The organism is Sporacetigenium sp. TC11, from assembly GCF_058146105.1.
On sequence record NZ_JBYVNY010000003.1, the window covers coordinates 132,858 to 157,442 of the forward strand.

Sequence of the window (24,585 nt, forward strand, 5' to 3'; positions counted from 1 at the left end):
AAATATTGTCATTTGATAATCTAAAAAATAAAGTTAATTGATATTTATAAATTATTATTTACAAATTTTGTTAACTGATATATTATATATAATAATTTAAGTAAAACCAAGGGAAGGTGAAAAAATGAGATGGGACAGTAGCGATATTGCAAAGGCATCAATACAAATGGCTATATCTTCGAGAAATGATGAACAAAAACTCATTAATGATTACAAGAATAAGGAGATATTAACAGCTGCTGTAAACATCGGAGGAGACCTAATAACATCTATTCCCAAAGTAGTTGAAAGAGCAATTATTGCTTCTAGAAGAAGTGGAATAACAATAGAGAGCCATTCACATGATGGTGGAGTAGCAGGAGCAACAAGAGAAGCTATTATGCAAGTTGCTGCTAAAGCTACAGGGTTTAATGTTGGAGGGAAAATTGGAATTGCAAGATATAAAGAACATCTATGTGTTTGTGTATTTGCAAGTATGGGTCTTTTGCACTTCAATGAAGTTGTTATAGGTTTGGGGCATCGTATAATTGCAGAAAAAGTATAGTACATGTTTCAAAAATAAAAATGTTTTATATAATAATAACTAAGTATATATTGTATACAGTATTAATTAAAATTTTTAGTTGGTATATTTAGTTTCAATAATAAATATAAATAGTTTATATAAAAAAATAGAATATAGAAGTTATTGTAGAATAGGAAGATTAAGTAGGATAGAAGCTAAGTAGGATAATAGTAGCATGGTAGGTTTGTAGGGGCCCTTGATTAGGGATTGTTTAAGTGTATAGTGCTTTCTGCGGAGAGCTTTTTTATTATACAAAAAATTATAATATTTTGGAGGATGGTAGCATGGTAGGTAAAAAAATCAAAGTTCTAATCTCAACTCTTTTAACGAGTTCAATTCTTTTAACAGGTTGTTCAGTAGAAAACCTGTCTAGTAATGAATCACAAAAAAACAAGGTTATTAAAATTGGAATAACTCAAATAGCAGAGCACTCTGCTTTGGATAGTTCAAGAAAGGGATTTATTGACGCTCTTAAATCAAAGGGATTTAAAGATGGTGAAAATATAAAGATTGATTACAAAAATGCTCAAGGGGATATGCCAACAGCTCAAACTATTGCGCAAAGCTTTGTATCAGACAAAAAGGATCTAATACTTGCTATTGCAACTCCTACAGCCCAGGCTGTTTTGAATGCAACAACTGAAATCCCAACTTTAATTACTGCTGTTACTGACCCAGTAGATGCTGGTTTAGTTAAGTCTATGGAAAAGCCAGAGACAAATATTACTGGTACAAGTGATGCAACTCCAATAGAAAAGCAGTTTAATCTTATAAAACAATTAATTCCAAATGCTAAGAAAATAGGTGTATTATACAATACAAGTGAGAGAAACTCTGAAATTCAAGTAGATGCTATTAAAAAAATGTCTAAGGATTTTGGATTTGAAATAATTACAGCAGGGGTTACTAGTGTTAATGATGTACCTCAAGCACTTGAATCTTTATTGAATAAAGTTGATGTATTGTATGCACCAACTGATAATCTAGTTGCATCTTCAACATCTTTAATAGCTAATAAAAGCATTGAGAAAAAAATACCTTTTATAGCATCAGAAGAAGGAATGGTTAAACAAGGAGCTCTTGCAACTGAAGGTATAGATTACTACAAACTTGGGTTACAAACAGGTCTTTTGGCAGTAGATATTATAAATGGAAAGAAACCCCAGGAAATCCCTGTAACTACTTTAGAAGATACCAATCTAGTTATTAATCTTGATACAGCCAAAAAACTTAATATAAAGATTCCAGATGAGTTAAATAAAAAGGCTCAACTTCTTAAGGGGGTTGAGTAATAATGATAGATCTCTTAATTACTATAATTGAACAGGGGCTAATTTTTGGAATAATGGCCCTTGGGGTATATATTACTTACAAAATTTTAGATTTCCCAGATTTATCAGTAGACGGAACTTTTGTCCTTGGAGCAGCAGTGGCTACTACAATGATAACTAAAGAAGTAAATCCTTTTTTATCTTGCATAGTAGCCACATTATTTGGGGCTATTGCAGGAGCTGTAACTGGATTTTTACACGTGAAACTAAAAATTACAAACCTACTTTCTGGGATATTAGTTATGATAGGCCTTTATTCAATAAATCTAAGAATTATGGGAAAATCAAATATACCTTTATTCAATGAAACAACAATATTCTCAAGTAATATTTCTAAGGTATTGATAATTTTTATATTTGCTATTATAGCTAAAGTTATTTTAGATATTTTCTTTAACACAAAACTTGGATTTGTTGTAAGAGCTACAGGGGATAACCCTAGTGTTGCAACATCTTTAGGTGTTAATATAGGAATAATGAAAATAATTGCTCTTATGGTATCTAATGGATTAGTAGCATTATCAGGATCTATAATGGCTCAACATCAAAGGTTTGCAGATGTAGGTATGGGAACTGGAATAATTGTAATGGGCCTTGCAGCTATAATACTTGGAGAATCTGCCCTAAGAAAGTTTTCAATTTTAAAAGCTACAACAATTGTAATTGTAGGTTCAATACTATATAAAACAAGTGTAGGATTAGCGCTAAATTTAGGATTTCCCCCAACGGACTTAAAGTTAATAACTTCTGTTGTAGTAATTGGTGCACTTAGTTTAAATGGAGATTTTATTAAATTTAAGTCAATTATAATGACTAGTAAGGGGGAAGTTAAAAATGATAAAAATACAAAATCTATGCAAAGTATTTAATAAAGGAACTATAAATGAAAATGTTATTTTTAATAATTTATCTTTAAATATAGAAGAAGGGGATTTCATAACTGTTATTGGAAGTAATGGAGCAGGTAAGTCTACACTTTTAAATATGATATCTGGAAATATTATGAATGATGGTGGTTTTATTAAGCTAAATAATAAGGAGATATCTAATCTTCCTGAACATAAACGAGCTAAGGTTATTGGAAGAGTGTTTCAAGATCCAACTTTGGGAACTTCACCTTCAATGACAATACTTGAAAATCTTTCTATGGCATTTAATAAGGGAAATAAATACAATCTAACATTAGGTATTAATAAAAAGGATATTCCTTATTTTAAGAAGATTTTATGTGAATTAAACCTTGGTCTTGAAGAAATGTTAAATACAAGGGTTGGCCTTTTGTCAGGGGGGCAAAGGCAGGCACTTTCTCTTTTAATGGCAACTGCATCAAATCCTAAGTTGCTTCTTCTTGATGAACACACTGCTGCATTAGACCCAAAGACATCAGAAAAGATTATAGGTATAACTAATAAGGTAGTTGAAGATAAGAAAATTACAACCCTTATGATAACTCATAATTTAAATCATGCAATTAATAATGGAAATAGGCTTATAATGATGCATAGAGGAGAGATTATAGTAGATTTAAAAGGAAAGGAAAAAAGTGAACTAACTATAGAAAAGGTACTAAGTTTATTTGAAAGTGCTCAACCTGAAGATTCATTAAGTGATAGATTGATATTGGCATAAGTTATGAAACTAAAAAACTCCTTTGGATATCCAGAGGAGTTTTTTATTAATATACTGGTGATTCTACTTCTAATCTACTTATTCTTTCGCTATAATCTCTTATTGCTTCGTCTTTAGAAAAACTAGAAAATGCTATATTTGCAGACACATCTCCTATTGAATATGCTATATCCTGGAAACTATTACCGTGAATATTATCCAAACTCCATAACTCGTGTCTAGAGACAGATGTAATATACGACTTGCCTATTAGATGATTTTCATAAACTAAATATAACTTTTCATTCATAATATAAACCTCCTATAGTAATATACAAATTAAGATTTTATATTATATGTTGAGTAGATATATTATATTCATAAGTAATTTTGCATATTTAAAGTATGTGTTTTAAATACACAAATATAGATAACTTTATATCATAATATGGTTGAACATTCAACTATATTATGATAATATAAATAAAGTTGAATGTTCAACTAAAATGAGAGGTGATTACCATTAGTAATTTAAAAAGTAATGTTTTAAGAGAAATAGGCCAATTATCTAGAACAGTACACTCAATAAGTGATTTGAAGTTTAAAGAATTGAATTTGCAAAAGGGTCAGTTTATATTTTTGACTAGAGTATGTGAAAACCCAGGGATTAATCTAATAAATCTATCAAATTTGTTAAAAGTTGATAAAACAACAACAACTAAAGCTATACAAAAACTTATAATAGAAGGATATATAAATAAGGAACAAGATGAATTAGATAAGAGAATATATAGACTAAATCCTACAGAAAAAGCACTTAAGATTTACAATCTTATAGTTGAAGAAGAAAACAGAAATATAGAAACCTGTTTTAATGGATTCACTGAAGAAGAAAAGGATATTATGTGTAAACTAGCAAAAAAGATGAGAGAAAATATTGAACAAGAGTGGTATGAAACAAAACATTATAAGGAGTGATAATTATGATAAGAAAAGCAACATCAAATGACTTAAATAGTATTATGAATATTATAAAAGAAACAGTAGAGGAAATGCGTTCTTATAATAATACACAATGGGATGAAAATTATCCTCAAGCAAAGAATTTTGCACATGATATAGAAAAAGAAGATTTATATGTTGAAGATATAGATGATGACGTTGCAGGTTTTATATGTGTTAATTACATAGAGCCTGATGAATACACAGGTTTAAATTGGTCTTTAGATGAAAAATCAATGGTAGTTCATAGAATGGCAGTTAACAATGCATATAGAAATCAAGGGGTTGCTACAAGTTTAATGAAATTTGCAGAAGAATTAGCAAGGGAAAATAATATAGGATATCTAAAAACAGATACTTATTCCATAAATACAAAGATGAATTCATTATTTAAAAAATGTGGATATAAGCTTATTGGGGAAATGAGTTTTTTAGGAAAAGAAAAACCTTTTTATTGTTATGATAAAATATTAGGTGACAAATAGATAATTATGATCAAAGATTAGTTTATGTAGCAACGCCAATTGGCGTTGTTATTTTTGTTTCACCTTGTTAGTGATATTCATATACTGTATTAAATATTATAGTTAAAGGAGCGTACTTATGTATAATATATATAAAAGGCAGCAGCCAAGTCAACTTATAATTCCTCCTGAATTACAAGAGCAATATGACCTTCCTATATACAAAATAATACAAAGCTTAAAAGCAGGTAATACAATTAAAGTAGCATTAAAAATTGATGGTGGTTTTTTTGTATCTGCTGCAAATGGCGGAGGAGGATATGTATTTGTTAATTCAATTACAATAGGCCCAAGTGAGACTTTTTTATTAATACCACAAGGATTAAATAGAGACAAAGTTGCTATAAGAACGATTAATGGATATTATCTAAGTGCTGTAAATGGAGGAGAAGGTTTAATAACTGCTACTGGTACAATGATAGGTGCAAATGAACAATTTTTAATGATAGGTGCAACCCCTGATAGAGCTAATTTTATTTCAGAAAAAGGTCTTTTAATATTTGCACTAGTCAATGAACCTAGATTTCTAACGGCTTATGGAGTTGCAACGGGTCCAAGAACAAGACTTATAGTAATTCCACAAGCAGAAAAACTAATATAAAAAAAGTGGGCTAAGGTATTAACCTTAGCCCTATTCCTGTAGCAAAGCAAATTATATAGTGGATTAATTAACTATATAATAAAATTATAACCATTAAATGGTAATCTATGCAATAAAAATAATATTATTTATTAAAATGTCTTTCTAGTAAACCTTTGAAAGCTCTACCATGTCTAGCTTCATCTTTACACATTTCATGAACAGTATCATGTATAGCATCTAAGTTTAATTCTTTAGCACGAGTAGCTAATTTCTTTTTACCATCACAAGCACCATATTCAGCATCAACTCTAGCACTTAAGTTAGCCTTAGTATCAGCAACAACAACTTCGCCTAATAATTCTGCAAACTTAGCAGCGTGTTCAGCTTCTTCAAAAGCTATTCTCTTGTAAGCTTCAGCAACTTCAGGGAAACCTTCTCTATCAGCTTGTCTAGACATAGCTAAGTACATTCCAACTTCAGTACATTCCCCTATGAAGTTAGCTCTTAAACCTTCTATTATTTCAGGATCTACACCTTTAGCAACACCTATTATATGTTCATCAGCCCAAACCAAATCCCCTGACTTTTCTATGAATTTTTCAGGACCTACTTTACAAACTGGACATTTTTCAGGTGCAGCTTCTCCTTCATGTATATATCCACAAACAGTACAAACAAATTTCTTCATAATAATTCCCTCCAATTATGCAAAATATATTTTTTATTACCACAATATAAATTATATTTATACAGATCTAAAATAATTACTAAAATAATTATTATTTATTAAAAAGTCTTTCTAATAAACCTTTGAAAGCTCTACCATGTCTAGCTTCATCTTTACACATTTCATGAACAGTATCATGTATAGCATCTAAGTTTAATTCTTTAGCACGAGTAGCTAATTTCTTTTTGCCATCACAAGCACCGTATTCAGCGTCAACCCTAGCACTTAAGTTAGCCTTAGTATCAGCAACAACAACTTCACCTAGTAATTCTGCAAACTTAGCAGCGTGCTCAGCTTCTTCAAAAGCTATTCTCTTGTAAGCTTCAGCAACTTCAGGGAAACCTTCTCTATCAGCTTGTCTAGACATAGCTAAGTACATTCCAACTTCAGTACATTCCCCTATGAAGTTAGCTCTTAAACCTTCTATTATTTCAGGATCTACATCTTTGGCAACACCTATTCTATGTTCATCAGCCCAAACTAAATCCCCTGATTTTTCTATGAACTTTTCAGCTCCTACTTTACAAACTGGACATTTTTCAGGTGCAGTTTCTCCTTCATGTATATATCCACAAACAGTACAAATAAATTTTTTCATAATAAATTCCTCCTATATATTTAAAAATACTTACTATTTTTTTCTCGATACTAAATATATACCACGTAAAAAACACTTTAAACAAATAAAATATAAAATTTTAATTGATTATATTTTGATAAATGGAAAACATTGAATTTATTTATATTTAAGCTTTTAGATTATTTTTTAAAAATAATCAAAAAATAGATATGAAAATAAAAAAAGGAGGAAGTAAAATGAGCAGAAATAAAATAATAGATGAAAAAGCTAGAAAAGCTTTAGAGTTAATGAAATTAGAATATGCAGATGAATTGGGATTACCACATTCAAATATTGGTGGTGCAAGTAAATCATCCCATGAAAATGGAATGTTAGGTGGATATGTCGGTGGACTTATGACCAAAAAACTTGTACAAATGGGAGAAGAAGAGCTACTTAGAAATTATGGACCTAAAAAGTAAATTATATTTGAAATTCATGAGCAAAGGTTATATAATATACCTATACAGGGTATATGAGAGGAGTGTTTTACAATGAAAAAGAGAATATCAATAGAAGGCATGAGCTGTGGCCACTGTGTTAATCATGTTACAACTGCTTTACTTGAAGACATGAGTGGAGTTAAATCAGTAGATGTAAGTTTAGAAGGAAAACAAGCAATAATTGAAGTTGAAGATAGTGTAACTGATGAAAATATAAAATCGGTTATAGAAGAAGTTGGATTTGAAGTAACTAATATAGAAAATATGTAATTTTAAAAAACTGGAGATTATTCTCCAGTTTTTTTAATTGTATGGGTACAATTCATATTGTGACATAGTACAACTTTAAGTAAAATAATTTTAAATAAAAATATACTTGGAGGATATTTATGAGCACAATAGTTGAGAGCAAATTTAAAACAAAGGATTTGGTTATATCATCACTTCTTATATCATTAGTGTTTATAGCTACAAAATTTATAAATATAAGACTTCCTATATCTATAAATGGAGGACTTGTTCACTTAGGAAATACAATGCTTTTTATATCAGCTATAGTTTTTGGAAAAAGAAAAGGAGCTATTGCAGGAGCATTTGGAATGGGTATATTTGATATTGTATCTGGTTGGGTTTTATGGGCACCATTTACATTTATAATAAGAGGGGTTATGGGATATATTATAGGTCATATCTCATGGGGTAATAATAGAAATGGAAACAACAATTTATATAATATTATTGCTGTATTAATAAGTGGAGTATGGATGATAATAGGGTATTATTTAACAGAAGCAATATTATATGGAAACTGGATTGCTCCAATGACTTCTATACCTGGAAATATAGTACAAATAGCTATAGGACTTATTATTGGACTTCCAATAGCTAAGGTTTTAAAAAGATACAAATTCGATATATAGGAGGATTTTATGAATAAAGTTATGATAATGACACCAGGGCCTACACATATAGATGAAGAAGTTAGATATGAAATGGCCAAGCCAAATATGAACCCTGATTTGGATAAAAATTTCTATGAATATTATAAAAACACTGCTGATAATCTAAAAAAGATATTAAAAACACAAAACGATGTATTAATATTATGTGGAGAAGGAATATTAGGCCTTGAAGCAGCTTGTGCATCGTTAATAGAGCATGGGGATAAGGTATTATGTATAGATAATGGTATATTTGGAAATGGATTTGGAGATTTTGCAAAGATTTATGGGGCAGATGTAGTATATTTTAAAGGAGATTATGAAAAAGGAATAGACGTTTTAGAATTAGAAGAATTTCTAAAGGATAACAATGACTTTAAAGTAGCCACATTAGTTCACTGCGAAACTCCATCAGGTATTACAAATCCTATAGAAAAAGTATGTAAGTTACTTAAAAAACATAATATAATAACCGTTGTAGATTCTGTATCAGCAATAGGGGGGGAAGAACTACATATTGATGATTGGCAAATAGACATTGTATTAGGAGGATCTCAAAAGTGCCTATCAGCTCCTGCCGGTCTTACATTTTTGAGTATAAGCAATACTGCTTGGAATAAGATATTAAATAGAAAGCTTCCTATAGGTAGTTTTTATGCAAATTTAGCTATATGGAAAAATTGGTATGAAGATAAATGGTTTCCGTATACCCAACCAATAAACAATATATATGGATTTAATAAGGCAATTGAAAGATATCTGGATGAAGAAAACCCTATATATAGACACAAAAAAATTGCAAATGCAGTTAGAAAAAGCCTTATAAATTCTGGACTACATTTATATGCAATTAATAGTTTTTCAAATACAGTAACATCTGTAAAAATTCCAGACAAAATATCATTTGATGACATAAACGATTTAATGCTAAACGATCACAACATAATGATTGGAGGAGCTTTTGGATATTTAAAGGATAAAATATTTAGAATTGGCCATATGGGTGAAAACTGTTATGAAGAAAAACTATACAAAACATTAAAAGCACTAGATGAAGTTTTAAATAAATTAGGTGTAAGCTTAAAGAAAAGATTACATGAAGAATTTGTAAATGAGATGAAATAAATAATAAAAGGATGAAATATTATAATATTTCATCCGCTTTATTATTTATTTGAGATTTGAGAATACAGTGTCTATAAGTTCTATACCTATATTTGAAGTAATATCGTCTATATCTAACAAGGGATTTAACTCAACTAAATCCATTGATTTAACCATTCCACTTTGTACAAACTTACTTAAGAATTCTTTTGCTTCTTCTACACTAAATCCGTTTTTGACCCTAGTTCCAGTACCAGGTACATAAGCAGCATCTATAAAGTCCAAATCAAAGCTTAGGTGTATAGCATCTATATTTTGCCACATTAATTTTTCTAAAATTTCACTTACAACATTGCTTATACCAATTCGCCTTATATACTCTGGTGTATATACATGCATATCCAATTTTTCTATTAATTCTTTTTCTCCTTGGTCCAAATCTCTAACCCCTATAAGAAAAACATTTTCTGGGGCAACTTTAGCACCATCAAAATATATATTAGTTAATTTTTCATGTCCCAATCCCATAGATGCAGCCAAAGGCATACCATGAACATTTTTGGAGTAAGTTGTTAAATGTGTATTTATATCTCCATGGGCATCAATCCACAAAACAGCTAGATTTTCATAAAACTTACTTGCACCGGATATACTTCCTACCCCTAATGAATGATCTCCTCCCACAATTAGTGGAAAGCAACCACATTTCAAAGATGTATAAACAGTATGAGCTAAATTAGTATTGGCATCTGATATTGGGTCTAAGTACTTCATATCAGGGTGAAATGAAAACTTATCTTTATCTTCAACTTGTTGTATATACATATCTCCTAAATCATAAACATTGTAATATTTTCTTATTGTACTTATAATATCTTTTTTTCTTAGACTATCAACTCCAAGGTTTGCTCCGTACCTATCACATCCATAAAAAATTGGAACTCCTATTAAGTTTATGTCCATAAAAATACCCCCATAAATAATACAATATTAGAATGCTAATGTATTATATTCACATAGATATCAAAATGGGTACAAAAACTCAAAAAAAAGTTCCTATTGGGGGATAATAGGAACCTTCAAAATTGGGGGAGATTGAGTTTATTTAATTTATATATATATTATGATTCAAAGTTTATAATGTTATACATAATTCCAAAAAAATTATTATAAATATAGAAACACACATCTATTTTAAATGGAATATAATAATATGAATAATTAAGTATCAGGGGGTGAAAATATGGAAAGAAAAAATAATTATAAGCATAACAATAAAAGTAATTATAAACAGGATTTAAAGAATGTATTGATGGATTTAGCACAAAAGGAACTACAAAATTATGTAGCTAAAAAGGGTACACTTAAATATGTAGAGGAAAATGTAGATAAAGTTATAAATAAAAACTTAAAGAAATTGAGTAAAAGTTTGAATACAAATAATGTATATGATAAATTAATAGAGAGATGTGCTTATCAAGATAATATACACGATATTATGAGAATTATAAGAAACGAAAAACATTTGAGATCAAAGGCCGAAATTATTAAATTAGCTAGATATTTAAATATAAATGTAACTACCAAAAATTCATATAAAATTATAACTAAAAAAATAGCCCACCATATACACAGACAAAGAGACCATATAATAAGAGGATATTCTTTATATGAAGAAAGAGGAATAGATAGGATATTAGATCCAGAAGAAATAAGATCTGAGTTAATAAATGAATATAAGTCAAAGGAAAGAGAAAAATTAGAAACAATAGCAAATTCATTTGATATGGATTTATATGAAGATGAAAATGAAGAAGAATTAAAAAGAAGAATAATTAGTTATATAATAAAAGAAAAAATAAGAAAAGATGATAAGCTTTAGGCTTATCATTTTTTTGGAAGGAGTATATATGTTTGTATTTAGAAAATTAGCTTATGAAGATTATAATGATGTATATGAAATGTGTAAGGATATATGGGAAGGAACAGATTATCTACCAGAAGTATTTAATAAATGGGTAGATGATGAAAACGGAGTTTTTCTGGGGGCTATACATAATGATAAAGTTGTAGGATTGGGAAAATATACTATTTTACCTGATCTAAAAGGTTGGATAGAAGGACTTAGAGTACACAAAGACTATAGAGGAAATAAATTAGGAAAATCAATAACTAATAAACTTTTAGATATAGCAAAGGATGATCTTAAAGGCGGAATTATAAAAAAGATAGGAACGTCTACCCATATATCAAACGGTGCAAGTATGAAGATGTTTAAAGATATGGGGTTTACGATAGAACAAGGATTTGTAACGGTTATAAAAAAATACAAATATCTAATAAACAAAGATATAAACTTAGATAATTTCGAGGTGAAAAAATGGGACATATCTTTCAATGAATTTAAGGAATTGCCTTATTTCAAAAAAAGAAACAATGTATTTCACTGCGACTTTATTTTTATAGATATATGTGAAGATTTATATAATGATTTAAATGAAAATAATAACTTAATTATTATAAATGGCCACAAAGGTATTATAAGATACAAAAAAGAACCTAACTTTGTATGTATAGACGAAAGCTTTGAGGGAATAGATACTTTTATGAATTATTGCTTACAAAAACACAATAAAGAATATCTTACTATGACAACTATAATGAAAGAAAATAAAGATTTAATAAATGATTTGAAAAATAATAAATATAGATCTTGGAATAATTGGGAAAATGATTATTTATATTTTAGGTATAACATTTGAGAACACATCTGCATATATGAATAGTAGGACTTGTTCCTAATACTATATAAAAAAGAGGTAGATAGAATGTATAGTTACTCTCGTGATATAAATGGGAATATATTGCAATGTGTAAGTACAGATTTTTCACTTGTTAGAGTATTTCATGCATCGCCAGATGCACCTGCAGTAGATGTATATATAGATCAATTTCCAGTAGCTAAGAACTTAGATTATAAAAGTTTTAGTTATTATGTACCTGTGCCAGTTGGAAACTATGATGTTGAAGTATATCCAGCTGGAGATGAAAATGATCCAGTATTGTCTATAAATATAGATGTACCTGGAGGTCAAATTATAACAGTGGCAGCTACAGGCAATTTAGATGATTTGACATTACTTCCTATAATCGATGATGCAACTCAAATGGTAAATGAAGGTGAAGCAAAGGTGAGATTTTATCATTTATCTCCAGATGCACCAGAAGTTTATATAACGGCAAATGGAAATGAATTATTTGAAAACATATCCTTTAGAGAGGGTTCAGAATATGCAGATGTTCCTTTTGGTAGTTATAATATACAAGCTTATCCGACTGGTGCAAATGAAGCTGCATTGTCATCTACAATTAATATAAATGAAGATAAAATATATACTATATATGCAATAGGTAGCGCTGATCCTAATTCAGAAGCATACCTAGCGGGTAATGAGCTTGAAGTTATTCAATCTGTAGATGGAAATACCTTCGTAAAACAGTGTTAAAATATATAAAAATAAAAATCGTTGATTAAAATCAGCGTTTTTTATTTTTATAAAGTAAAATCAAAACAGTATAAGCATATACTATTATAAACTTATCATAAAGGGGGGCATAAACATAAAAAGGAATATTTTAAATAAAATAATGGTGTATTTATTTGTTGTAATTATATTAGCTGGATATTATGCATATGAAAAAGAAATTTTTCCTATAAAAGATAAGGTTACAATAGTAAGTTATAATATACATAGTGGATTAGACAAAGATATGGCTCCAAGTCTAGACAATATAATAAAGTTTTTAAGTTTAAGTAAAGCTGATATAATATGTCTTCAAGAAGTTAATGAATCTGCTAAAGTTGGATTTCAAGTAAGTAGTTTGCAACAAAAGCTTGGAATGTATCTTCATTTTGGAGCAAATGTTATAAAAACAGGTATGAATTATGGGCTTGTAAATTATTCTAAATATCCAATAATAGATCAAAATCATACATATTTAAGTAGTAGTAGGGAGCAAAGGGGAATACTTCACAGTGTTGTAAATGTAAACGGAAAAGATTTGAACGTTATAAACGTACATCTAGGATTAGATAAAGAAGAAAGAAGAAAGCAAATGAATGAAATTATAAAATATGTATCTAAACTAGAGAAACCATATATATTAGTTGGAGATTTTAATCAAAGCTATTTAGACGTAGACAAAAACTACTTCAAGGATGTAGCAAAAGAGTTAAAGCAGGATCATATACTAACTCATATAACAACCCTTAATAGGATAGATTATATACTAACTTCTGATGATGTAGAAATAGTAAGTTATGATGTCTTGTTTGAGAATATGTCAGATCATTACCCAATAATTGTAAAAATAAAAATATAAGTGTATTATATTAATAATAAAACACATAGGAGGAATAATATGAAATTTACATTTTGTCACAACAATATAAACGTATTAGATCTTCAGAAAAGCTTAGAATTTTATGAAAAAGCTGTAGGATTAAAAGAAGTTAGAAGGATAGAGCCAGAGGATAAAAGTTTTATAATAGTATACCTTGGAGATGGAACTACAAGCCATAAATTAGAGTTAACTTGGATTAAAGATTGGGATACACCTTATAATTTAGGAGATAATGAATTCCACTTAGCTCTAAGGGTAGATGACTTTGATGGTGCATATAAAATGCACAAAGAAATGGGATGTATTTGCTTTGAGAATAAGGATATGGGAATATACTTTATATCAGATCCAGATAACTATTGGGTAGAAATATTGCCAAGTGAAAAATAGTAATAGGCAACCTTATAACTTTTATGAGGTTGCCTTTTTTGTAACTAATTTGTAACTTATCTGATAACTTCCTTTACATATGTTGGTAAATAGGGTAATATATAGATAAATAATATTTTTTTATGCTGAAAACTGTCTTAAAATTTCAATAGATATCAAACTTTATCGAACAAATAATAAGATTGGGGGAATTAATGGATTATGAAAAAAGGTATAACTATGTCAATATTTTTAAGTGCAGCTGCTTTAGGAATGGCTGCAACAGATTCTCATGCTCAAGAAGTAGGAACAATAACTGCAAGTGCGTTGAATATAAGAAGTGGAGCTGGAACAGAAAATCCAGTTGTAACTAAGGCATATAAAGGACAAACTGTTACTATACTAGAAAGTAAAGATGGTTGGTACAAAGTAGAACTTTCAAATGGAACAACAGGTTGGGGAAGTGGAGATTATATAAGGGTAGGTTCACAAGCACCAGCTACATCAACACCAGAATCAGGAACTGGAACAATAACGGCAAGTGCTTTAAATATAAGAAGTGGAGCTGGAACAGGATATCAGGTTGTAACTACTGCATATAAAGGACAAACTGTTACTATATTAGAAAGTCAAGGCGGATGGTATAAAGTAAGACTTTCAAATGGAAATGAAGGTTGGGGAAGCGGAACTTACATAAAAATAGGTTCTACAACACCAACACCAGCGCCATCTACATCAACTCCAGCATCGGGAACTGGAACAATAACAGCAAGTTCTTTAAATATAAGAAGTGGAGCTGGAACAGGATATTCAATTATAACTACTGCATATAAAGGACAAACTGTTACATTACTAGAAAGTCAAAGTGGATGGTACAAAGTAAGACTTTCAAATGGAACAATAGGTTGGGTTAGTTCTAGTTATGTAAGTAAAGGCTCTCAAGAATCAGTAACTGAAGCTCCATCTAGAGGAACTGATAGAAGTGCAGTTGTAAACTTAGCTTATGCTCAAATGGGCAAACCATACAGATGGGGAGCTGAAGGTCCAAGCAGCTTTGACTGCTCGGGATTTACAAGTTATGTTTATAAAAATGCAGAGGGTAAATCAATACCTAGAACATCAGTTACTCAAAGTAGTTATGGAACATCTGTTTCAAGAAGTGAATTACAATCAGGGGATTTAGTATTCTTTGATACTGACAGAGATGGAGATATAAATCACGTTGGGATATACGTTGGCGGTGGAAAATTTATACATGCATCATCTGGAGCAGGGAAAGTTACTGTATCTGATTTAAATGCATGGTATAGCGATAAATTTGTAAAAGCTAAAAGACCTTAATTATATAAGTACATATAAAAAGATAAAAAGTCATTAGCTTTTTATCTTTTTTTTGTAATAAATCTGAATTCTCTTTAATATATATTTTATATAAGAATTATATTAGGGGGGACAAACTAATGAATAAAAGAAGAGGGTTTAATAGAAGAAGATCTAATCCATTAGCTAAAATGCTACCTGTTTTTATAATTATAACTAGTTTAGGTGGCTATACAGCATATAAATATAAAGATGAAATAGGTGGAATTGTAAATATAAAAGATGTTTTTAGTATAACTTCAAAGAAAGATGATGAAGTTTTTACTGCAGATGAACTAGGTTTAGGTCCAGGAGATGAAAAAAACGAAGCAAAAGAAGATGAAAAAACTGAAGTAAAAGAAGAAAAAGAAATAACTAACAATGAATCATCACTAATAACTATAAATGATTGGAAAATATATTCAGTACAAGTTGGTGCATTAACTGATAAAGAAAAGATAAAAACTATACAGGAAAAGCTATTGAAAGATAAAACACCATTTTGTATGGTTGAAAATAAAGGTGTATCTAAAATATATACATATTCATTTGTAGATGAAAATTCAACAAGAGAATATTTAGATAGTGTAAAAACTGATTTTACAGATGCATTTTTATCAACTACAGAGTTACCTGTTATGAGTTTTGAATATACCAAAAAATACGAATATATGAAATCTGTATCTGAGGATTTAAATAAACTAATATTGAATTTCGGTGATGAATCTAAATTTTGGAGCCAAAGTAAAGATGGTGAATTTGATTTTGAAAAATATAAAGGTATATTAGACAATAGAAAGGCTATAACAGAATCACTAGATAAAGGAATAAACGAGATAGATTACAAAGATTTAGGAAAATTTAAAGAGTCATTGGAATTATATAACAATAACCTTGAAGAAACTATAGATTCTTCATTAAAGTTAAATGATGTAGAAAAAACTTATATAAATCAAAGTTTGTTTATATCTAGTATGTTTGGATATTTTACATTTATAAATTCTATTCAATAAGTTACTTAGTGGCCTCTAGGGGTCATTTTTTTGTCAATGATTTTTAACTAATAAAATCGAGGAAACCGTTGCCTTTTAGAGGTTGTGGCTATAAAAGTGAAGTAAATTGTTGTTATAAAAAATATCAAAATGATAAACTAAGGAAAGACTTTATTTTAAAGGCCTTAGACCACATTAGTAGGTAAAAAGTTGTATGAAAATTTGCAAAAACAAGGATAATTTTTTAACAATACTTAAGGTTTAGCGAAATATGTAGTATAATGTATATATGTATTTATGATTATTAAATTTTTTAAAAATTTATCTATTTATAGATAAGGAGGTAAACTATGAAGCTGCTAAGTTTTAAAGGGGGAATACACCCTCCGCACAACAAAAAGTATACAGAACACAAAGCTATTGAAAGAGCAATAGAACCCAAAATAGCTTATGTACCTCTTCAACAACATATAGGTGCTCCTGCCAAAGCTATAGTTAATGTTGGAGATGAAGTAAAAGTTGGTCAAAAAATTGGAGAAATGCAAGGCTTTGTATCAGCAAATGTACATGCACCAATATCAGGAAAGGTTAAGTCAATTGGGGAACATGCGACTCCTGGTGGAAGCTCTATATGTATATTGATTGAAAACGATTTTAAAAATGAAATTCATGAAAGTGTTAAACCAAAAGGTGATTTAGAAAAATTATCTAAAGAAGAAATACTTGAGATAATAAAAGAAGCAGGTATAGTTGGTATGGGTGGAGCAACATTCCCAACTCACGTTAAACTATCACCTCCACCAGACAAGAAAATAGATACTGTTGTGTTAAATGGGGCAGAATGTGAACCTTATTTAACAGCTGACCACAGATTAATGTTAGAATCTCCTGAAGATGTAGTAGACGGACTTAGAGCTATAATGAAAGCTTTAAATGTAGAAAAAGGTTATATAGGAATAGAAAACAATAAACCAGATTGTATAGAAGTTATGACAAAAGCAGCAAAACAATACAGCAATATAGAAGTTGTAGGACTTGAAACTAAGTATCCTCAAGGAGCTGAAAAGCAACTTATATATGCATGTACTAAAAGAGAAGTACCATCAGGTGGACTACCAATGGAAACTGGAGTTGTTGTAACTAACGTAGGAACATCAGCACAAGTTGCTATAGCTATGAAAACTGGTATGCCACTTATAGAAAGAATAACAACTATAACTGGGAATTGTATACAAGACCCAAAGAACATGATGGTAAAAATAGGGACTCCATATAGTGAAGTAATAGACCAATGTGGAGGATTTAATCCAGATAAAAAAGTAGGTAAGGTTATATCAGGTGGACCTATGATGGGTATCGCTCAAACTACAGTAGAAGTTCCAATTACAAAAGGATCTTCAGGAATACTTTGCTTAGATGAAAAAGAAGGACACGTTCCAAAACCACAAAACTGTATAAGATGTGGTAAATGTGTAGACATTTGTCCTGCATTTTTACAACCTTTATATATAAGTGCTCATTCATTAAAGTATGATTATGAAAATGCAGAAAGCTATAGAGCATTAGATTGTATAGAATGTGGTTCATGTTCATTTATATGTCCAGCTAGAAGACCTCTTTTACCATCTATAAGAGTTGCTAAAAGAGAAATAGTAGCTATCAAAAGAAAACAACAAGCGAGTAAATAATTAAGGGGGCAAAAAGATGGATAATAAGTTTATAGTATCATCTTCTCCTCACGTGAGAAGCAACGAAGATACGTCTTATATTATGAAACAAGTATTAATAGCTTTACTTCCAGCTACATTAGCTTCACTATATTTCTTCAGATTTAGTGCTGTTAATGTAATATTCTGGTGTTTATTAGGTGCAGTTGGATCAGAACTTTTATATCAAAAATTTATGAAGCAAGACGTTACAATAAAAGATTACTCAGCAGCTGTTACAGGATTATTACTTGCATTTAACGTTCCAGCATATTTACCTTGGTGGATGTGTTTAATAGGTTCAGCTTTTGCTGTAATAATAGTTAAGCAATTATTTGGTGGTATAGGTAATAACTTTATGAACCCAGCACTTGGAGCTCGTGCCTTCTTAATGGCATCATTCCCTGTTGCAATGACTACTTGGACTAAAACAGGAGTAAATTGGGTTAGTAATGGAAATTTAGATGCAGTTACAACAGCAACTCCTCTTTCATATTTAAAAGCAGGTTCTGAAGGATTAACTGCATTATCTCAAAATGGAATAAGCTTATTTGATTTATTTATAGGAAATACAGCTGGATCTTTAGGTGAAACATCAGCTATATTAATTATACTTGGTGGTTTATACCTAATATATAAAGGAATAATAACTTACGTTATACCAACTTGCTATATATTAACAGTTGTAGTATTAACATTTGTATTTGGAGGATTTGATGCTACATTTGCTATATATCAAGCTTTAGCAGGTGGTCTTATGATAGGTGCATTCTTTATGTTAACTGACTACTCATCTTCACCAATGACTGTAAAAGGTCAAATAATATACGCTGTAATAGCAGGTATATTAACAGCTGTTATAAGAATGTATGGAGGATATCCGGAAGGAGCATCTTACTCAATACTTCTTGTAAACGTATTAACTCCACTAATAGATAAATATACAAAGAGAAGAGTATTTGGGGAGGTGGCTAAATAATGAAAGATATGATTAAATTAGGTATAGTATTATTTATTATATCAGCAGTAGCTGCTGGATCACTTGGTGCTACTAATCAAGCCACAAAACCTATAATAGAACAAATGATAGCACAGGCAAATGATGAAGCTCGTAAAACAGTACTTCCTGCTGCAAAGGAATTTAAACCAGTAGATGGTGTTGCAAAAGGTTTAGTTGTTGAGGTATACGAAGGATTAGACAATGGAAACGTTGTTGGATATGCATTTAAAACTGTTCCATCAGGATACGCTGGAGCTATAGAACTTATGGTTGGTATATCTGCTGATGGAAAAGTAACAGGAATAAACATGGGTACTAATAAAGAAACTCCAGGACTTGGAACAAAGGCAGCAGAGCCAAACTTCAAAGATCAATACAATGGTAAAAGTGTAGATAAGGCACTTGAAGTTGTTAAAGGAAAAGCTACTGGAGAAAATAGTATAGTAGCAATATCTGGTGCAACAATAACTTCTAAAGCTGTTACAGATGGAGTAAATGCAGCTATAGAATCTTTTAGCAGTGTAAAGAAATAGGTTGGGGGTGAAGTGATGAATATTGGAAAAGTATTTAAAAATGGTCTTATAAATGAAAACCCTACATTTGTTCAAGTTATAGGTATGTGTCCAACTCTTGCAGTTACAACATCTGGAACAAACGGATTAGGTATGGGGTTAGCAACAACAGCAGTTTTACTTTGTGCAAACGTAGTTATATCACTTATGAGAAAAATTGTACCTGATAAAATAAGAATACCAGCATTCGTTGTAGTTATAGCTACATTCACTACTATAGTTGGTATGTTACTAAAAGCTTACTTGCCAGCACTTGATAAATCACTTGGTTTATTTATACCTCTAATAGTTGTTAACTGTTTAATACTAGCTCGTGCAGAGAGTTTTGCATCTAAAAACAATGCAGGTTTAGCTGCAGTAGATGGTATAGGTATGGGTCTTGGTTTTGCATTAGCATTAACTATATTAGGTGCTGTAAGAGAGATATTAGGAAATGGAACTTTATTTGGAATGGGCTTATTTGGAGCTTCTTTCCAACCAGCTTTATTATTTATATTACCTCCTGGTGCATTCTTAACATTAGGATTTTTACTTGCAGCATTTAACAAATTAAACTCAAATAAAGCTTAATGGAGGTGTAAAGCGTGAAATTAATACTTATATTTCTTAGTATAGTACTTGTAAACAACGTTATAACTTCTCAATTCTTAGGAATATGTCCATTCCTAGGGGTTTCTAAAAAAGTTGATACGGCTATAGGTATGGGAGTTGCTGTTACGTTCGTTTTAACAATAGCATCACTTTTCACATACTTTGTACAAATGATATTAGTAGCAACAGGGTTAGAGTTCTTACAAACAATAGCCTTTATATTGGTTATAGCTTCTATAGTTCAGTTCGTTGAAATGGTTATACAAAAAACAAGTCCTGCTCTATATCAAGCACTTGGAGTGTTTCTTCCTCTTATAACTACAAACTGTGCTGTTTTAGGTATAGCAATAGTTAATATAACAAGTGATTATAATTTAATAGAAACTTTAATAAATGGAGCCGGAGCTGGTATAGGATTTACACTAGCTATAGTATTATTTGCAGGTATAAGAGAAAGATTAGAACTTGCAGATATACCTAAAGCGTTTCAAGGGTTCCCTATAACACTTATAGCAGCTAGTTTAATGTCTATAGCGTTTTTAGGGTTCACTGGTCTTATAAAGTTATAAAATAGGGGGTGAAGACTATGACAATATTGAATTCAGTTTTAGTATTAGGATTAATGGGTCTTTTATTTGGAGTTGTACTTGCTTACGCTGCAAAGAAATTTGCCGTTGAAGTAGATCCGAAGGTTGAAGCAGTACTTGCAGCTCTTCCAGGTGCTAACTGTGGTGGATGTGGATTTCCAGGTTGTGGAGGTCTTGCAAATGCAATAGCAGAAGGTAGTGCACCTGTAAATGCTTGTCCAGTTGGTGGATCAGATACTGCTGATAAAATAGGAGAAATAATGGGTGTAGCAGCTTCAGGTTCAGATAAGAAAGTTGCAAAAGTTATATGTAAAGGTACTTGCAGTAATGCAAAAGAAAAATTCAACTATGAAGGTATACAAGACTGTAAAGCTGCAGCAATGTTAGGTGGCGGATCTAAAGCTTGTGGAGCGGGTTGTTTAGGTCTTGGAACTTGTGTTAATGTATGTAAATTTGATGCTATAAAAGTAGAAGATGGTGTAGCTGTTATAGATGAAGAAAAGTGTGTAGCTTGTGGACAATGTTTAGAAGCATGCCCTAAGTCTGTAATAGATTGGAAGCCATATAAAAATGGAGTAGTTGTAGACTGTAACAATGTACAATTCGGTAAAGAAGTTAAATCTAAGTGTACTGTTGGATGTATAGGATGTCAAATATGTGTTAAGGCATGTCCTTTTGACGCTATAGATTTCGAAAATAATTTAGCTAAAATAAACTACGATAAATGTACTCAATGTCAAGTTTGTGTTGCTAAATGTCCAACAAAAGCTATATCAGGAGATTTAAGCAAAGTTAGAAAAGTTGATATAGAAGAAGATAAATGTATAGGATGTACTATATGTAAGAAAAACTGTAAGTTCGATGCTATAGAAGGCGAACTTAAACAAAAACATAAGATCGATCAAGATAAATGTGCAGGATGTCATGCTTGCGTAGAAAAATGTCCTAAAAAAGCTATTAAAATACAATAAGATGGCAAAGATAAAGGTATGGAAAAGATTCCATACCTTTATTATTTTGCAAAGAAAATCGTTCGACAAGAACGTTGAATTTTTTACAATATAATGTTAAACTAATAAGTATTGGAATGAAGAGGTGAACCTATGGATATAGTATTGGCATCGAGCTCTCCTAGACGAAAGGAATTACTTAAAAATCTAAATATAAATTTTAAAGTAATACCTAGTAATGTAGAAGAAGAGATGGTCCATAACGAGAAGCCAGAAATAATGGCTATGAGACTTGCTTTTACAAAGGCACTAGACATTGCAAACAAAAATCACAATTCAACAGTAATAGGAGCAGATACAATTGTTGTTTTAAACGACAATGTTTTGGGAAAACCAAAAGATGAAAAAGATGCTTTTAATATGTTAAAGAACTTATCTGATAGATACCATCAGGTTATTACAGGTATAAGTGTAATTAATCTAAATGAAGGAAAAAAGATAGTAGATTATGTTGTAAGTGATGTTAAATTCAAAAAAATAGACGATGAAAAAATAAAAAGATATATAGATACGAAAGAACCTTTAGATAAAGCTGGAGCTTATGGTATACAAGGATACGGCTCATTATTAGTAGAAGAAATAAAAGGAGATTATTTCAATATAGTAGGTCTTCCTATATCTAAGTTAGACGAAATACTGCACAAATATTTCCATATGCAAATTTTGTAGTTTTCACACAGTCTACACAAAGATATTTTATATTTAGGAGGATACATATTGAACGATTCTTTAACTCTACCTATAAAACAAATGGCCCTAGATCAAAGGCCGAGAGAAAAGATGTTAAGACAAGGCACAAAAAGTTTATCTGATGCTGAATTATTAGCAATAATTCTAAGAACAGGAACTAGAAATAAAAGTGCTATAGAACTTGCACAATATATAATAAGCAAAGAAAAAAGTGACGGTATAAGATGGCTAAGTGATGTAACTATTGAAGAACTACGTGAAATAAACGGTATAGGTCTGTCAAAGGCAGCTCAGATAAAAGCAGCTTTAGAACTTGGACAAAGAATATCAAAATTTAATGTCAAAAAAGACAAGATAACTAATCCATGGGATTTATATAAATACTATATGGAAGAAATGAGATATTTAAAAAAGGAAAAGTTTAAGATAGTTTTGTTAAATACTAAAAGTGAAATTATTACAGATATAGACATATCAGAAGGTTCACTAAATTCATCTATAGTACATCCAAGAGAAGTATTTAAAGAAGCAATAAAAAGAAGTGCAAATAAAATAATATTAATGCACAATCATCCCTCTGGAAATCCAAAACCATCTAAAGAAGATGAAAATGTCACAAATAGACTTATTGAATGTGGAAAAATAATAGGTATAGATGTTATCGATCATATAATTATCGGAGATGGAACCTATTTTAGTTTTAAAGAAAACTTTATTATGTAGCAATGATTAATGAAAGGAGAAACATTATGTCTAACAAAAAAGAAAAGAAAGAAAAGAAGGAAAGAAAAGGTGGGTTTCTATCAATATTCGGAGTTAATAAAATATCGAAGGATATGGGGATAGACTTAGGAACAGCAAATACTTTAGTTTATATAAAAGGTAAAGGTATAGTAGTAAGAGAGCCATCTGTTGTGGCTATAAGAGATGATAGCAAAGAAGTTTTAGCAGTTGGAGAAGAAGCAAAAAGAATGATAGGTAGAACACCAGGGAATATAGTAGCTATAAGACCTATGAAAGATGGAGTTATAGCTGATTTTGATGTAACTCAATCGATGCTTAAATACTTTATACAAAAAGCGTACTCTAAAAAAGGCGTAGTAAGCCCAAGAATAGCTATATGTGTTCCTTATGGGGTAACTGAAGTAGAAAAAAGAGCCATAGAGGAAGCAGCAAGAACTGCTGGTGCTAGAGATGCTTATTTAATAGAAGAACCTATGGCGGCTGCAATAGGCGCAGGACTTAAAGTTGAAGAACCAGAAGGAAATATGGTAGTAGATATAGGTGGAGGTACTAGTGAGATAGCTATTATATCACTAGGTGGTATAGTTACTGCTAAGTCAGTTAGACTAGGCGGAGATGAATTGGATGAGGCTATAGTAGCTTATGTAAAAAAAGAATATAACTTAATGATAGGTGAAAGAACTGCTGAAAATATTAAGATAGAAATAGGATCAGCTTTCAAAGATGATAAAGAAGAAACTATGGATATAAGAGGTAGAGATTTAATAACAGGACTTCCAAAGACTGTAACGATATCATCTGCAGAAGTAAGAGAAGCTTTAAAAGAACCAGTAACAGCTATAATAGATGCTATAAAATCTACTTTAGAAAAAACTCCTCCAGAATTAGCTTCTGATATAATGGAAAATGGAATAATGTTAACTGGCGGTGGAGCGCTTCTTACAGGTTTAGATAAACTAGTTAAACAAGAAACTATGATGCCTGTTCACATAGCAGAAAACCCTCTTGACTGTGTTGCAATTGGAACTGGAAAATCAGTTGAAGACCAAGAAATATTTGAAAAAGTTTTAATGATGAATAAAAGCAACAATAGAATGAGATAGAAGTTGGTGAT

The 24,585-nt window shown here is 30.5% G+C and carries 31 protein-coding genes; 27 read left to right on the forward strand and 4 right to left on the reverse strand.

The genetic code is table 11. The features are described 5' to 3' along the window. Positions 1–124 precede the first annotated feature (124 nt). From ACUSRV_RS06525 to ACUSRV_RS06540, 4 genes are all read left to right on the forward strand, one after another. The gene (locus tag ACUSRV_RS06525; RefSeq protein ID WP_490141123.1) at positions 125–544 is read left to right on the forward strand and encodes a HutP family protein; all 420 of its coding nucleotides are present in this window, start codon (positions 125–127) and stop codon (positions 542–544) included. Positions 545–849: 305 nt separating this feature from the next. Beyond that, positions 850–1,857, forward strand: a complete 1,008-nt coding sequence (locus ACUSRV_RS06530) for an ABC transporter substrate-binding protein (RefSeq protein WP_490141124.1) — start codon at positions 850–852, stop codon at positions 1,855–1,857. Between the two features lie 2 nt (positions 1,858–1,859). Continuing rightward, the gene (locus ACUSRV_RS06535) at positions 1,860–2,765 is read left to right on the forward strand and encodes an ABC transporter permease (protein WP_490141125.1); all 906 of its coding nucleotides are present in this window, start codon (positions 1,860–1,862) and stop codon (positions 2,763–2,765) included. After that, positions 2,731–3,525 carry an ABC transporter ATP-binding protein gene (locus ACUSRV_RS06540; protein ID WP_490141126.1) on the forward strand — a complete coding sequence of 265 codons (795 nt, stop codon included), beginning with the start codon at positions 2,731–2,733 and terminating at the stop codon, positions 3,523–3,525. Before ACUSRV_RS06535 ends, ACUSRV_RS06540 begins: the two co-directional genes overlap by 35 nt. Before the next feature lie 46 nt (positions 3,526–3,571). Here ACUSRV_RS06540 and ACUSRV_RS06545 read toward each other — a convergent pair whose 3' ends face one another. Continuing rightward, positions 3,572–3,814, reverse strand: a complete 243-nt coding sequence (locus tag ACUSRV_RS06545; protein ID WP_490141127.1) for a hypothetical protein — start codon at positions 3,812–3,814, stop codon at positions 3,572–3,574. 203 nt (positions 3,815–4,017) lie between these two features. On the opposite strand from ACUSRV_RS06545, the gene ACUSRV_RS06550 reads away from it, so the two are divergent. The 3 genes from ACUSRV_RS06550 (at position 4,018) to ACUSRV_RS06560 (ending at position 5,631) form a co-directional block, all read left to right on the forward strand. Beyond that, a complete protein-coding gene (locus ACUSRV_RS06550; RefSeq protein ID WP_490141128.1) occupies positions 4,018–4,482 on the forward strand; it encodes a MarR family winged helix-turn-helix transcriptional regulator in 465 nt (154 codons plus the stop codon). 5 nt (positions 4,483–4,487) lie between these two features. Then, positions 4,488–4,991 carry a GNAT family N-acetyltransferase gene (locus ACUSRV_RS06555; protein ID WP_490141129.1) on the forward strand — a complete coding sequence of 168 codons (504 nt, stop codon included), beginning with the start codon at positions 4,488–4,490 and terminating at the stop codon, positions 4,989–4,991. 118 nt (positions 4,992–5,109) lie between these two features. Then, complete coding sequence (locus ACUSRV_RS06560) at positions 5,110–5,631, forward strand: fascin domain-containing protein (protein ID WP_490141130.1); 522 nt, start codon at positions 5,110–5,112, stop codon at positions 5,629–5,631. Positions 5,632–5,755: 124 nt separating this feature from the next. Here the strand turns inward: ACUSRV_RS06560 and ACUSRV_RS06565 are convergent, their stop codons facing one another. Then, on the reverse strand, positions 5,756–6,301 hold the full coding sequence (locus tag ACUSRV_RS06565) for an NADH peroxidase (RefSeq protein WP_490141131.1): 546 nt from the start codon (positions 6,299–6,301) through the stop codon (positions 5,756–5,758). 91 nt (positions 6,302–6,392) lie between these two features. Then, the gene (locus ACUSRV_RS06570; protein ID WP_490141132.1) at positions 6,393–6,938 is read right to left on the reverse strand and encodes an NADH peroxidase; all 546 of its coding nucleotides are present in this window, start codon (positions 6,936–6,938) and stop codon (positions 6,393–6,395) included. 218 nt (positions 6,939–7,156) lie between these two features. Between ACUSRV_RS06570 and ACUSRV_RS06575 the strand changes: the two genes are divergently transcribed. The 4 genes from ACUSRV_RS06575 to ACUSRV_RS06590 all read left to right on the forward strand — a co-directional run bounded on the left by ACUSRV_RS06575 (position 7,157) and on the right by ACUSRV_RS06590 (position 9,468). Further along, complete coding sequence (locus ACUSRV_RS06575) at positions 7,157–7,381, forward strand: alpha/beta-type small acid-soluble spore protein (RefSeq protein ID WP_490141133.1); 225 nt, start codon at positions 7,157–7,159, stop codon at positions 7,379–7,381. Positions 7,382–7,453: 72 nt separating this feature from the next. Next, entirely contained in the window at positions 7,454–7,672 is a 219-nt protein-coding gene (locus tag ACUSRV_RS06580) for a heavy-metal-associated domain-containing protein (protein WP_490141134.1), read from the forward strand. Positions 7,673–7,791: 119 nt separating this feature from the next. Continuing rightward, on the forward strand, positions 7,792–8,322 hold the full coding sequence (locus tag ACUSRV_RS06585; protein WP_490141135.1) for an ECF transporter S component: 531 nt from the start codon (positions 7,792–7,794) through the stop codon (positions 8,320–8,322). A 9-nt stretch (positions 8,323–8,331) separates the two neighbouring features. Continuing rightward, positions 8,332–9,468, forward strand: a complete 1,137-nt coding sequence (locus ACUSRV_RS06590; protein WP_490141136.1) for a pyridoxal-phosphate-dependent aminotransferase family protein — start codon at positions 8,332–8,334, stop codon at positions 9,466–9,468. Positions 9,469–9,513: 45 nt separating this feature from the next. Here ACUSRV_RS06590 and rocF read toward each other — a convergent pair whose 3' ends face one another. Continuing rightward, entirely contained in the window at positions 9,514–10,410 is an 897-nt protein-coding gene (gene rocF / locus ACUSRV_RS06595) for an arginase (protein ID WP_490141137.1), read from the reverse strand. A gap of 280 nt (positions 10,411–10,690) precedes the next feature. Between rocF and ACUSRV_RS06600 the strand changes: the two genes are divergently transcribed. The 16 genes from ACUSRV_RS06600 to ACUSRV_RS06675 all read left to right on the forward strand — a co-directional run bounded on the left by ACUSRV_RS06600 (position 10,691) and on the right by ACUSRV_RS06675 (position 24,574). Further along, positions 10,691–11,329, forward strand: coding sequence for a hypothetical protein (locus tag ACUSRV_RS06600; protein ID WP_490141138.1), 639 nt, complete (start codon positions 10,691–10,693; stop codon positions 11,327–11,329). A 28-nt stretch (positions 11,330–11,357) separates the two neighbouring features. Continuing rightward, complete coding sequence (locus tag ACUSRV_RS06605) at positions 11,358–12,209, forward strand: GNAT family N-acetyltransferase (protein WP_490141139.1); 852 nt, start codon at positions 11,358–11,360, stop codon at positions 12,207–12,209. A 66-nt stretch (positions 12,210–12,275) separates the two neighbouring features. Next, entirely contained in the window at positions 12,276–12,953 is a 678-nt protein-coding gene (locus ACUSRV_RS06610; RefSeq protein WP_490141140.1) for a DUF4397 domain-containing protein, read from the forward strand. Between the two features lie 142 nt (positions 12,954–13,095). Then, on the forward strand, positions 13,096–13,830 hold the full coding sequence (locus ACUSRV_RS06615; RefSeq protein ID WP_490141141.1) for an endonuclease/exonuclease/phosphatase family protein: 735 nt from the start codon (positions 13,096–13,098) through the stop codon (positions 13,828–13,830). Between the two features lie 39 nt (positions 13,831–13,869). Further along, positions 13,870–14,241, forward strand: coding sequence for a VOC family protein (locus ACUSRV_RS06620; RefSeq protein WP_490141142.1), 372 nt, complete (start codon positions 13,870–13,872; stop codon positions 14,239–14,241). 201 nt (positions 14,242–14,442) lie between these two features. Further along, on the forward strand, positions 14,443–15,561 hold the full coding sequence (locus ACUSRV_RS06625; RefSeq protein WP_490141143.1) for a C40 family peptidase: 1,119 nt from the start codon (positions 14,443–14,445) through the stop codon (positions 15,559–15,561). Positions 15,562–15,680: 119 nt separating this feature from the next. Beyond that, positions 15,681–16,592 (forward strand): hypothetical protein, encoded by a 912-nt coding sequence (locus tag ACUSRV_RS06630; RefSeq protein ID WP_490141144.1) that lies wholly within the window; start codon positions 15,681–15,683, stop codon positions 16,590–16,592. Positions 16,593–16,921: 329 nt separating this feature from the next. Beyond that, the gene (rsxC, locus tag ACUSRV_RS06635) at positions 16,922–18,259 is read left to right on the forward strand and encodes an electron transport complex subunit RsxC (protein ID WP_490141145.1); all 1,338 of its coding nucleotides are present in this window, start codon (positions 16,922–16,924) and stop codon (positions 18,257–18,259) included. Positions 18,260–18,275: 16 nt separating this feature from the next. After that, a complete protein-coding gene (locus ACUSRV_RS06640; RefSeq protein WP_490141146.1) occupies positions 18,276–19,256 on the forward strand; it encodes an RnfABCDGE type electron transport complex subunit D in 981 nt (326 codons plus the stop codon). Then, positions 19,256–19,810 (forward strand): RnfABCDGE type electron transport complex subunit G, encoded by a 555-nt coding sequence (locus tag ACUSRV_RS06645; protein WP_490141147.1) that lies wholly within the window; start codon positions 19,256–19,258, stop codon positions 19,808–19,810. The genes ACUSRV_RS06640 and ACUSRV_RS06645 overlap by 1 nt, the downstream gene beginning before the upstream one ends. A 15-nt stretch (positions 19,811–19,825) precedes the next feature. Continuing rightward, positions 19,826–20,419 (forward strand): RnfABCDGE type electron transport complex subunit E, encoded by a 594-nt coding sequence (locus ACUSRV_RS06650; RefSeq protein WP_490141148.1) that lies wholly within the window; start codon positions 19,826–19,828, stop codon positions 20,417–20,419. Between the two features lie 14 nt (positions 20,420–20,433). Continuing rightward, positions 20,434–21,009 (forward strand): electron transport complex subunit RsxA, encoded by a 576-nt coding sequence (rsxA, locus tag ACUSRV_RS06655; RefSeq protein WP_490141149.1) that lies wholly within the window; start codon positions 20,434–20,436, stop codon positions 21,007–21,009. 17 nt (positions 21,010–21,026) lie between these two features. Continuing rightward, the gene (locus ACUSRV_RS06660) at positions 21,027–21,998 is read left to right on the forward strand and encodes an RnfABCDGE type electron transport complex subunit B (RefSeq protein WP_490141150.1); all 972 of its coding nucleotides are present in this window, start codon (positions 21,027–21,029) and stop codon (positions 21,996–21,998) included. Between the two features lie 132 nt (positions 21,999–22,130). After that, a complete protein-coding gene (locus ACUSRV_RS06665; RefSeq protein WP_490141151.1) occupies positions 22,131–22,706 on the forward strand; it encodes a Maf family protein in 576 nt (191 codons plus the stop codon). Positions 22,707–22,787: 81 nt separating this feature from the next. Then, positions 22,788–23,450 (forward strand): RadC family protein, encoded by a 663-nt coding sequence (radC, locus tag ACUSRV_RS06670; RefSeq protein WP_490141372.1) that lies wholly within the window; start codon positions 22,788–22,790, stop codon positions 23,448–23,450. Positions 23,451–23,476: 26 nt separating this feature from the next. Continuing rightward, positions 23,477–24,574 (forward strand): rod shape-determining protein, encoded by a 1,098-nt coding sequence (locus tag ACUSRV_RS06675; protein ID WP_490141152.1) that lies wholly within the window; start codon positions 23,477–23,479, stop codon positions 24,572–24,574. Positions 24,575–24,585: the final 11 nt, after the last annotated feature.

Bases quoted from the DNA above. Each gene is read 5' to 3' on its own strand.
- ACUSRV_RS06630 (WP_490141144.1), top strand. From the start codon at position 15,681: ATGAATAAAAGAAGAGGGTTTAATAGAAGAAGATCTAATCCATTAGCT.
- ACUSRV_RS06645 (WP_490141147.1), top strand. From the start codon at position 19,256: ATGAAAGATATGATTAAATTAGGTATAGTATTATTTATTATATCAGCA.
- ACUSRV_RS06600 (WP_490141138.1), top strand. From the start codon at position 10,691: ATGGAAAGAAAAAATAATTATAAGCATAACAATAAAAGTAATTATAAA.
- ACUSRV_RS06610 (WP_490141140.1), top strand. From the start codon at position 12,276: ATGTATAGTTACTCTCGTGATATAAATGGGAATATATTGCAATGTGTA.
- ACUSRV_RS06540 (WP_490141126.1), top strand. From the start codon at position 2,731: ATGATAAAAATACAAAATCTATGCAAAGTATTTAATAAAGGAACTATA.
- ACUSRV_RS06640 (WP_490141146.1), top strand. From the start codon at position 18,276: ATGGATAATAAGTTTATAGTATCATCTTCTCCTCACGTGAGAAGCAAC.
- ACUSRV_RS06665 (WP_490141151.1), top strand. From the start codon at position 22,131: ATGGATATAGTATTGGCATCGAGCTCTCCTAGACGAAAGGAATTACTT.
- ACUSRV_RS06535 (WP_490141125.1), top strand. From the start codon at position 1,860: ATGATAGATCTCTTAATTACTATAATTGAACAGGGGCTAATTTTTGGA.
- ACUSRV_RS06620 (WP_490141142.1), top strand. From the start codon at position 13,870: ATGAAATTTACATTTTGTCACAACAATATAAACGTATTAGATCTTCAG.
- ACUSRV_RS06545 (WP_490141127.1), bottom strand. From the start codon at position 3,814: ATGAATGAAAAGTTATATTTAGTTTATGAAAATCATCTAATAGGCAAG.
- ACUSRV_RS06615 (WP_490141141.1), top strand. From the start codon at position 13,096: ATGGTGTATTTATTTGTTGTAATTATATTAGCTGGATATTATGCATAT.
- ACUSRV_RS06555 (WP_490141129.1), top strand. From the start codon at position 4,488: ATGATAAGAAAAGCAACATCAAATGACTTAAATAGTATTATGAATATT.
- ACUSRV_RS06570 (WP_490141132.1), bottom strand. From the start codon at position 6,938: ATGAAAAAATTTATTTGTACTGTTTGTGGATATATACATGAAGGAGAA.
- ACUSRV_RS06580 (WP_490141134.1), top strand. From the start codon at position 7,454: ATGAAAAAGAGAATATCAATAGAAGGCATGAGCTGTGGCCACTGTGTT.
- ACUSRV_RS06660 (WP_490141150.1), top strand. From the start codon at position 21,027: ATGACAATATTGAATTCAGTTTTAGTATTAGGATTAATGGGTCTTTTA.
- ACUSRV_RS06675 (WP_490141152.1), top strand. From the start codon at position 23,477: ATGTCTAACAAAAAAGAAAAGAAAGAAAAGAAGGAAAGAAAAGGTGGG.
- radC (WP_490141372.1), top strand. From the start codon at position 22,788: ATGGCCCTAGATCAAAGGCCGAGAGAAAAGATGTTAAGACAAGGCACA.
- rsxC (WP_490141145.1), top strand. From the start codon at position 16,922: ATGAAGCTGCTAAGTTTTAAAGGGGGAATACACCCTCCGCACAACAAA.
- ACUSRV_RS06575 (WP_490141133.1), top strand. From the start codon at position 7,157: ATGAGCAGAAATAAAATAATAGATGAAAAAGCTAGAAAAGCTTTAGAG.
- ACUSRV_RS06560 (WP_490141130.1), top strand. From the start codon at position 5,110: ATGTATAATATATATAAAAGGCAGCAGCCAAGTCAACTTATAATTCCT.
- ACUSRV_RS06605 (WP_490141139.1), top strand. From the start codon at position 11,358: ATGTTTGTATTTAGAAAATTAGCTTATGAAGATTATAATGATGTATAT.
- ACUSRV_RS06585 (WP_490141135.1), top strand. From the start codon at position 7,792: ATGAGCACAATAGTTGAGAGCAAATTTAAAACAAAGGATTTGGTTATA.
- ACUSRV_RS06650 (WP_490141148.1), top strand. From the start codon at position 19,826: ATGAATATTGGAAAAGTATTTAAAAATGGTCTTATAAATGAAAACCCT.
- ACUSRV_RS06525 (WP_490141123.1), top strand. From the start codon at position 125: ATGAGATGGGACAGTAGCGATATTGCAAAGGCATCAATACAAATGGCT.
- ACUSRV_RS06565 (WP_490141131.1), bottom strand. From the start codon at position 6,301: ATGAAGAAATTTGTTTGTACTGTTTGTGGATATATACATGAAGGAGAA.
- ACUSRV_RS06530 (WP_490141124.1), top strand. From the start codon at position 850: ATGGTAGGTAAAAAAATCAAAGTTCTAATCTCAACTCTTTTAACGAGT.
- ACUSRV_RS06590 (WP_490141136.1), top strand. From the start codon at position 8,332: ATGAATAAAGTTATGATAATGACACCAGGGCCTACACATATAGATGAA.
- ACUSRV_RS06625 (WP_490141143.1), top strand. From the start codon at position 14,443: ATGAAAAAAGGTATAACTATGTCAATATTTTTAAGTGCAGCTGCTTTA.
- rocF (WP_490141137.1), bottom strand. From the start codon at position 10,410: ATGGACATAAACTTAATAGGAGTTCCAATTTTTTATGGATGTGATAGG.